General features: G+C 52.4%; 8 protein-coding genes. 6 read left to right on the plus strand and 2 right to left on the minus strand.

Annotated features, from left to right (window positions below; genetic code table 11):
* The 6 genes from PCH05_RS25810 to PCH05_RS25835 all read left to right on the plus strand — a co-directional run bounded on the left by PCH05_RS25810 (window position 1) and on the right by PCH05_RS25835 (window position 6,761).
* On the plus strand, window positions 1–192 hold the full coding sequence (locus PCH05_RS25810; protein ID WP_127607373.1) for a Flp1 family type IVb pilin: 192 nt from the start codon (window positions 1–3) through the stop codon (window positions 190–192).
* Window positions 193–196: 4 nt separating this feature from the next.
* Window positions 197–859, plus strand: coding sequence for a TadE family protein (locus PCH05_RS25815; protein WP_246049952.1), 663 nt, complete (start codon window positions 197–199; stop codon window positions 857–859).
* A gap of 27 nt (window positions 860–886) precedes the next feature.
* Window positions 887–3,121: a hypothetical protein gene (locus tag PCH05_RS25820; protein ID WP_246049953.1), complete on the plus strand. Its 2,235-nt coding sequence runs from the start codon at window positions 887–889 to the stop codon at window positions 3,119–3,121.
* A gap of 64 nt (window positions 3,122–3,185) precedes the next feature.
* A complete protein-coding gene (locus tag PCH05_RS25825) occupies window positions 3,186–4,091 on the plus strand; it encodes a TadE/TadG family type IV pilus assembly protein (protein ID WP_127607394.1) in 906 nt (301 codons plus the stop codon).
* Window positions 4,092–4,147: 56 nt separating this feature from the next.
* The gene (locus PCH05_RS25830) at window positions 4,148–4,663 is read left to right on the plus strand and encodes an A24 family peptidase (RefSeq protein ID WP_127607380.1); all 516 of its coding nucleotides are present in this window, start codon (window positions 4,148–4,150) and stop codon (window positions 4,661–4,663) included.
* A 115-nt stretch (window positions 4,664–4,778) separates the two neighbouring features.
* A complete protein-coding gene (locus PCH05_RS25835; protein ID WP_127607382.1) occupies window positions 4,779–6,761 on the plus strand; it encodes a DUF6382 domain-containing protein in 1,983 nt (660 codons plus the stop codon).
* On the opposite strand, the gene PCH05_RS25840 is transcribed toward PCH05_RS25835, so the two are convergent.
* Together PCH05_RS25840 and PCH05_RS25845 are read right to left on the minus strand one after the other, a co-directional pair.
* A complete protein-coding gene (locus PCH05_RS25840; protein ID WP_127607384.1) occupies window positions 6,740–7,651 on the minus strand; it encodes a TIGR01777 family oxidoreductase in 912 nt (303 codons plus the stop codon). The genes PCH05_RS25835 and PCH05_RS25840 overlap by 22 nt on opposite strands.
* Before the next feature lie 131 nt (window positions 7,652–7,782).
* Window positions 7,783–8,250 (minus strand): DUF2621 family protein, encoded by a 468-nt coding sequence (locus PCH05_RS25845; protein WP_246049954.1) that lies wholly within the window; start codon window positions 8,248–8,250, stop codon window positions 7,783–7,785.
* Window positions 8,251–8,358 lie beyond the last annotated feature (108 nt).

Below are 8,358 nucleotides of genomic sequence, written 5' to 3' on the forward strand. Positions count from 1 at the left end.
ATGTTGACGTTGGCATGGAAAAAGACAAAAGCTTTTTGGAGGCAGGAAGATGGGCTTGGCATGCTGGAAATGATCCTGATCATTGCGGTCATCATTATTATTGCCGTTTTGTTTCGGGAGCAGCTGTATACGCTTGTTACGAACTTGTTCCAAAAAGTGAATAAGAAAAGTGAAGAAGTATTTGAGAGGTAACCGTTTGAAAAACACCGAGGGCAGCTTCACCATCGAGGCTTCCCTCGTGCTTCCCATCGTCCTGTTCGTCACGATCATTTTGATGTTTTTTGGCTTGTATATGTATCAGCAAAGCTTTCTGCACCAGACCGCGTCGGCTGTAGCCGAGCGCGCCGCGTACAGCTGGGATAACAGCCATAAGGAACCGGCGACCGGTGAGGCTGCCTCGGGGCAGTATGATTCCTTGTACTGGCGGCTGAGCGATGACGCCATGCTTGGCGCCCTGTTCGGCTGGAGTGGACTGACGGCCGAGAAGCAGACAGCGGCCCTCCCTGGACAAGAAGACGGCAGCGGCAAGCTGCCCATCATTAAAATGAACAAATCAGGAAGTATGGTTCCTGCGGAAATGCACGGGGAGATCAGCTATCAAAATTCGGTGCTTCAGCGGAAGATCACCGTTGATCTGAACCGAACGCTCCATCTGCCTCCACTGGATTCGATGCTTTATGGAGGATCGGATGCCAAAACCGATGCCAATTCTGTAGTCGTGGAGCCTGTAGAGTTTATCCGTATGGTGGATTTGATGAGATATTATGGCTCCAAATTCAAAGGCTCGGACGAGAACGGAAAGACCGATCAAGGGAGTGCCAAGCAGGTGCTGGATCAATTCAAGCCTTCGGGCAAGTAACAGTCGGAAATGCTGGGGGGGACCTGGGTGTTCGCGAAAAAAAAGCCGGAAAACGGCTCTGTTTCGGTGTTCTTGATCATGATACTTGCCTTTATATTTGCGTTTGTGGCCCTCTTTATCGATTATGCCCGCATCGCCGCCATGAAGGTACAGAGCGAACGGCTCGTGCACGCTGCGGTCCGATCCGTGATGTCCTCCTATGATCCGGAGCTGCAGGAGCGTTACGGTTTATTCGCTTACGGCGAGCAGAGCGGAGACCAGATTATGGCGGGTGTCTTGAACAGCAGCATGGAGAAGGGGAAGCGGGGCGACGGATTCGATGTGCTGCCGATCGAACTGGACAGTTCCAGCCTGAGAATGGATCGAATGCTGGGTGAGTACGACATTTTTAACCGCGAGATCGGGGAAGAGATGAAATATAAAGCACCGATCGATTTTACGCTGGAGATCGTAAGCAAGTTCAAGCCGCTGTCTTCTTCCATGAAGGAGGCTTCGGACACGGTCGACGTGCTTCGGAAGCTGCAGAAGCTGTATGACAAAAGGGAAGCGGCGCTGGATGATATGCTGGCGAAACAGAAAAAGGCGGCTCAAAGTGCCAACGGCATACCGGGGATTTTAATGGGATTGTATTCTACCTCCATCGCTAACGAGTCTCTAGGTGCATCGCATGTCGGCACGGCAGCCGGAATCGCGGCCCAGTATGATGATTACGTCGCAAAGGTCCATGCGGACGCGAATCGGGATGAGGACGAGAAGCCGCAGTATAAAGACGAAATTAATGAATACTTGGAAAGCTCCGCCGATGTCCTGACGCTGCTTGGTAATAAACACCGTTCGTCCGTGGAAAGCCATGCCAAGCTTCTGCAGGAAGCACGACAGGCGTGGCAGGAGGCGAATGACCAGAATGAACGCATGAAGGAAGTCATTGCAGCTTCCGAGAACCGTTCCGACAGTGCGGGATACGAAGAAGTAGCCCGAGGCAGCCTCCCGGGTACGGCTCCTGAGACAGGCGCGGATGACTCGGATCAGATACGCGGACTGCGGGGACAAACGGAAAAGCTGCTGCTTTCGGAGAGCTTGCTGAATGATCTGAAAAGTGAAATCGGACGCCAGGAGGAGGAATTCCGGAAGGCAGACCGTGATATCGCAAATGCCATATCCACGCTCGCGACCGCGTCCGGCTTGGGCGGCAGTTCAGGCAGCATGAAGCAAGCGGTCATTTCAGCCCGAGGCGCCTGTGATCCTTATATCCGTTCGTATGCCGAAACGGGCTCCGCCAACAAACTGGATCAGGAAGCGGCTAGCCTTGAAACCCACCGCGCCTCGGATAAAGAAAGGAAGGAAGCGGAGAAGAAGGGAAAGGCCAAGCTCAAAGACGCGGCCCATATTCTGGAACGGATCAACGAGCTCGACCAAAGGGCCAAAAGACATCTGGAGGATTTTAAAAAACTGCAAACCTATTACGACGATAACTTGAACTTCAACAAACAGCTTGACGATGGGAAATATCAGGGGGCCGATCTGGATAACGATCCTTATGATGCAGGCAAATCCGCCATGAATGATATGGACGGGATATACGGCGCGATGGCAGGCATGATGTCAGGGCTGAAGGATGAACTGCTTCAAAATGAATATGCTGCGTCATATTTCAAGCCCTTCGACATCAGCAGCCTAAAGGATGCGGCTTCAAATCCGCAGGCCGAGCTGGGAGATGCCGTAGTCGATCAGTTCAGCGTGAAGAACCAGGAGCTGGAATACATACTGTACGGCTTTCACAATCCGGTCGGGAACGTTTCGGCTGCCTACGCTGAAATTTTTGCATCGAGACTTGCCATTCGTACGATGGAAGGTTTGGTCAAAAACAGTGGGCTTGGTCATCCGCTGCTGGTGCTGGCTGCCGCGTTGCTATATGGGATCGAAATGGCCATTGCCGACATGATTACGCTTTGCGAGACGGGAGCGGTGGAGCTGTCCAGCTATATCAAGGTAAAGATTACATACCGGGACTACCTGCGGTTGTTCCTGCTGATCCACAGCAACAACCAGAAGAAGATGTCACGCATGCTGGCGCTCATCCGCTTCAATACGGGAATCAATCCCGCGGAACGTCCGACGTATGCGTCGGGTGATGTTAAGGTCGGCATGCGGCTATGGTTTTTGCCCGGCGTCATGAAAATGATCGGGTATGCCGGCGGAAGTCCGGACCAAGTGGAAGGAAACCGATATTATGCGGTCAAACAAGCGGATTATTCTTATTAGCGGCAGGGTGGCGAGAATTCGGCATGAACGATTGAACCGAGTCAAGAACGGCGAGCGGGGCAGCATGGTGGTCGAAGCATCGCTTGTCATGCCGATGTTCATTCTTTTCGTTATTTTCTTGATATACATGGTCCAGATGACCTTGATTTCCACGGCTTTGCAGAGCACGGTCTCGGATACCGTGAAAATGGTGTCTGCGCATATATATCCTGTTGCACTCGCGATCGAGCAGAAGGCCCCCGAGAAAGATGAGAACGGCCAAGAGCCGGCGGGGAGCTGGAGTATACCGAAGCTGTCGCTTAGTGATTGGGCCGCGCAGTACACGAACACCCTGCCTGCGCCATTAAACGAATGGGTGGCAGGAGCGGTAGCGAGAGCCGATGAACCGCTTCAGAATCTCAAAAACCAAGCTGCCGAGGCTGTTCTGGATCCGGTGGTAAAGCCTATTTTGAAGCCATATATGGAAAGCAGGCTCCTCGATTACGAACGGATTCATGTATCCAACATCCAAATCCCGAATTTGAAAACCCGCACGGATCCGTATTTCTCGATTGAAGTCAGCTACGAGCTTCCGATGAAAGTACCGTTTCTGAACAAGAAAATCGTGCTTCAGGCGAAGGCGCAGGAAAGGCTATGGATCGGGGAGACGGAGGCGATGTCCCCGGGAGAAGGGGAAGCAGCGGATGAACAATCTGTGCAAGTGCTTGAAAAGCCTGATCCCGCATATGTCGGGAAAAGAGCCAAAGTAAGGATTCAGGTTGCACCGGGAGCTTCGGCCAACCTGTCCGTATTTTACAAGAGCGGTCAAAGCACGGCTAAATACTTGGGCGAAAAACAAGCCGACTCGGAAGGGATCATCGAATGGGAATGGTTTGTCGGGACGAATACGACCCCAGGCACATGGCCCTTTGTCATCACGACATCAGACGGACATCGCACCGAAGTGACGTTTACGGTAGTGAAAGGATAGATCAGATCACGGGGGACTCGGATTTGATCAAACAACAAACAGGGGGCATGAGAAGGATGGACATATCCCTATGGGGGTGCACGTTCGTTGTTATTGCAGCCTTCATCACGGATATCCGCACGATGAAGATACCTAATGAGCTTACATTATCAGCGATGCTGGGCGGTGTATTATTTCATTCGCTAACGGGCGGGCTGCAAGGTTTGGCCTTTTCAGGCAAAGGGCTAGCTGCGGGCTTTGCGCTGCTCCTGGTTATGCATGTAATCGGCGCCGTCGGTGCAGGCGATGTGAAGCTGTTTGGAGGCATAGGAGCCTGGCTTGGAGCGCTTCTTACCCTGCAATGCTTGTTATATTCGGTTCTGTGCGCCGGTTTTATCGGGGTCTTGATCCTGTTATGGAGACGGGAAACGCTGAAGAGACTGCGATCTATCATGAGCCGCTTTGCAGGCGTGTTCATCTTGAAAAGCTTGCGTCCGATCAAGGCGGGGCAGGAGCAGCAGCTTCGCTTTCCTTTTATGCTCGCTGTCGTTCCCGGGTATGCCTTTGCCTGCATGTACTCGCTCTTGTGGTGAAGCGGCCGCCTGCATGCTGCATGATGAAAGTCTGCTCAGCAGGCAGTCCCCATGCGCATTCTTTTTAATGAAACATTAATCTGTACACCTGGGGTGAATCGATTTGTCGGGTTTAATGAGAGATTTTATCCAGCAGGGCGGAACATTCATGGTTTTGTCCCGTGCCGGGGGACTCCGTTCGGATGAACTCAGCAAGGTGGAGGTATCCATGATTTCCGCTTCCCGCATTCCTCATTTATTGCCACTTCATGTCCATGAGGTCGACTTGCAGGTGACTTTGCGTTATGACATGACGGATAAAAAGATGCTGTCGCATATGCTGAAGAGCGAGCGCATTCATATGACGGAATATTACGGCTTGCTGCTGCAGGTGGCGGAAGCGTTGGAACAAAGCGTTCTGTATATGCTTCAGCCCGGGAAGTACATGCTGGCTGAGGATTACATTTTTGTGGATGGCTCGCTTCAAGAAGGAAAGCTTTATTTTACCTATGTTCCGCTGGCTGAGGCAGAGGGATGGGGCACGCTCAACGGGCGATTGAAGGAGCTTGTGACACGCTTCATGGCTTCGGTCGTCGAGCTGAGAGGCGGAGGCGTCCAGCAGCTGCTGCTGTATACGGGGTCCGAGGAGTTTACGGTGAACGGCTTTAAAAAGCTGCTGCTAAAACTGTTGTCCGGCGAAAGCGGGGCGCGTCCGTCCACGCCAGCAAGCTTGCGAGAAGATAAAATTCCGGGTCCTTTGCGGAACCAACCTGAAGGGAGCATTCCTGCTGGCGGTCATGAAAATAATCAAATGAAGCCTGTATCCCATGCACAGCAGGCGGAAGTTCGGCAGTTCACTTTTAGCGGGAGAACGGAACGGGAAGCTCATGAGGCGCAAGCGACAAATTCGTCAAATACGCTTCAGAAACCGGGAAGGAATGAATATCCGGCGAGTGGTTTCCCGATGCTTGGCGGGAACCGGGATAAACGCAGCCGCATAGAGGATGACGATGACATACAAATTCCCGATTTTTTAAAGAGCCGGGTAAGCCTTGAACCAATCGCATCCGAGTTGGAGTCTGCAGCCGAAGGAGGGGAGAGCGCCACTTCCTCCCGGAAAACCTACATAGCCCTTGCATGTTTACTGGGTGCGGCTGTCGTATGGAGGATGGTGTACATGTCATCTCCGAGCACCGGTAAGCTGATCATTTGCGTAATACTTACTCTGATATTGGCCGGTATTGCCGCCATGAGCTGGGCGGGGAAGCTGTTTGCAGCAAAAAACACAGCGGATTCTACATCCTTTGATGCGCTGCCTGATTTCGGGTCTTCCGAGTTGTCCGTAGAGCCGAAGCAAGGCAAAGGCCGTTCGCGTTTTGAAGTGGAACAGTTTACGGGCTTCTTCAGGGGGAGTTCCAAGAAAGGCAAAGGGGAGCTGTCAGAAGTGCATGACTCCAACCAAGAGCCTGATTGGAAGTGGAAATTTCCGCAAACGCGAGAGGATCATACCCTTGCAGGCATAGGAGAATTCCAGAACATAAAAGATCAAATCCATGAAAGGTCCGACCGTGGGAGTCGCCCGAGGGAAAGCGACGTTCTGCCGGATTCGGGTGGTCCTTCGCGTATCCAGCAGCGAGTCATGAATTTCGCCGGATTCAACACGGAACCGCCGCAGCCGGATGGATCCGTGCAGGATTACTACAGTCAGCTCGGCCAGAAGACAGAGATGTTGAATTCAGGCAAAGGAGGGGCGACCGTGCTGCTTGGCCAACTCGATCCGGAAGCGAAATCTGCATCGAATTTTTCTACTCCGGTATGTTATTTGCTAAGGGAAGCGGAGGATGCATCGAAATCCGAGCGGATTGAACTCAGGCAGCAGCACTTCGTTATCGGACGTTCTGAAGAGGTGTCGCAGTATGTGGAGTCTTCCGTGGGGGCTTCGCGCGCGCATGTGGAGCTGAGCCGGACCGAAGACGGCGGGTACCTCATCAAGGATCTCGGCTCAAAGAATGGTACCCGGTTGATGGGGGAAGCGATGGTTCCGTATAAGGATTATCCGCTTCATGACGGAGATCGCTTCGTCATCGTGAAGGGCTTCTACACCTTCCGCTCGGCCTGAACTTCTTTTAAGTTCTGCAGGGCAGCCGCAAGCGTCGGAAACTCGAAGCGGAAGCCGTGCTGTACTATTTTATCCGGTATGACCCGCTGTCCTTCCAGGATGATGAGCGACAGTTCTCCCAGGACGGTTCTCATCATGAATGCAGGCACCGGGAACCAGTGCGGACGATGATACACTTGACCGACGGTCTGACCGAACTGGTTGTTGGTTACGGGCTCCGGCGCCGAAGCGTTGACCGGCCCGCTCACGTCCGGATGGCTGATGCAAAATTCGATCAGACGGACCATGTCATGCAGATGAATCCAGGAGACCCACTGCTTGCCGCTACCGATTCTCCCGCCGAATCCGAGCGTGTACGGAAGCTTCATCAGCGGGAAGGCTCCCCCGTCATTCCCGAGGACGACGCTGGTCCGCAGCTTGACCAGGCGTACGCCTGAAATCTGCTCGGCAGAGTCTTCCCATTCCTTCACGACCGAAGAAGGAAAGTCGACGACATGTGCCGGACTTTCTTCGGTAAACGTATCGGTGAGTGAGGTGCCGTATATGGCGATAGCGGAAGCCTGCACGACGACGGAAGGCTTTTCATGAAGCGCTTGGATCAGCTTCGCCACGGCCTGCACGGTTTTCAACCGGGACTCGATGATGCTTTGTTTGGCCTTTGGCGTCCAGCGCTGGCTCAAGGAGGCGCCGGCCAGGTTGACGATGGCTTCCGTTCCTTCGAGCAGCACGGGACTGGCATCAATTTGGTCCCAGGTCAGGTATGTAATGCCGTCTGGACCCTTGTCCGGTTCTTTGCGGGATATCACGGTTACTTCATGTTCTTGCTGCAAAAGATGACGGGTAAGCGCCTTGCCGATAAAGCCGGTTCCGCCGCAAATCACGATTTTCATGCACCGACACGCTCCTTTATGGGTTCTTTTGAATGCAGAAACCCCCTGGCTTGGAATCAGACTGACGAAATGGACCATTTCTTCAATTTGATGCTCCTGCCAGGGGGCTTTGTCATGTACAGGCTGCAAACCTACTTTTGCATCAGATGCTCGTACGGCTTGTAGTCGATCTGGTTTTTGTTCAGGAAAGCAACCAAAAATTTATTGTCCCGTCTAGGCGTGGCGGAAATGTAGCCTTTGATGCAGTGATCCCGGGTTACTTCCGGCGCTTTTTCCTCCAAAGCGATTCTGCCAATTTCAGCCGCAATAGAATGTTTGGCGATATCGCGGAACGGTCCGGGAACGGGCTTGACCAGTTTGTCCAGAAATTCCTTGGACTCATCCGTCCACAGGTGGCGGCTGGTTTCAACCCAGTGATTTTGCCAGTCCAGTTTGGACCTGCCGTCATTTTTGGGAAGCACCTTCAGAAATTTACGGATCATAAAGTATCCGCCGATGCACATGGAGATCAGCATGATTACCGCCCATATGACCATCGAATCCATAAAGATATTGGATGGCATGGAGGACAGAAGCCTCGAGCCCAATGAACTATGCATGTGGTTCACCTCTAAGATTATCTTTAATTCATTAAACCTTTTTTCTGAATTATAACGCATTTCTAGATTTATTTCAGTATTCACGCTAAAATAAGGGATAATTCGAAT

The sequence above is a fragment of the Paenibacillus chibensis genome (assembly GCF_004001045.1).
GTDB lineage: Bacteria > Bacillota > Bacilli > Paenibacillales > Paenibacillaceae > Paenibacillus_AQ > Paenibacillus_AQ chibensis.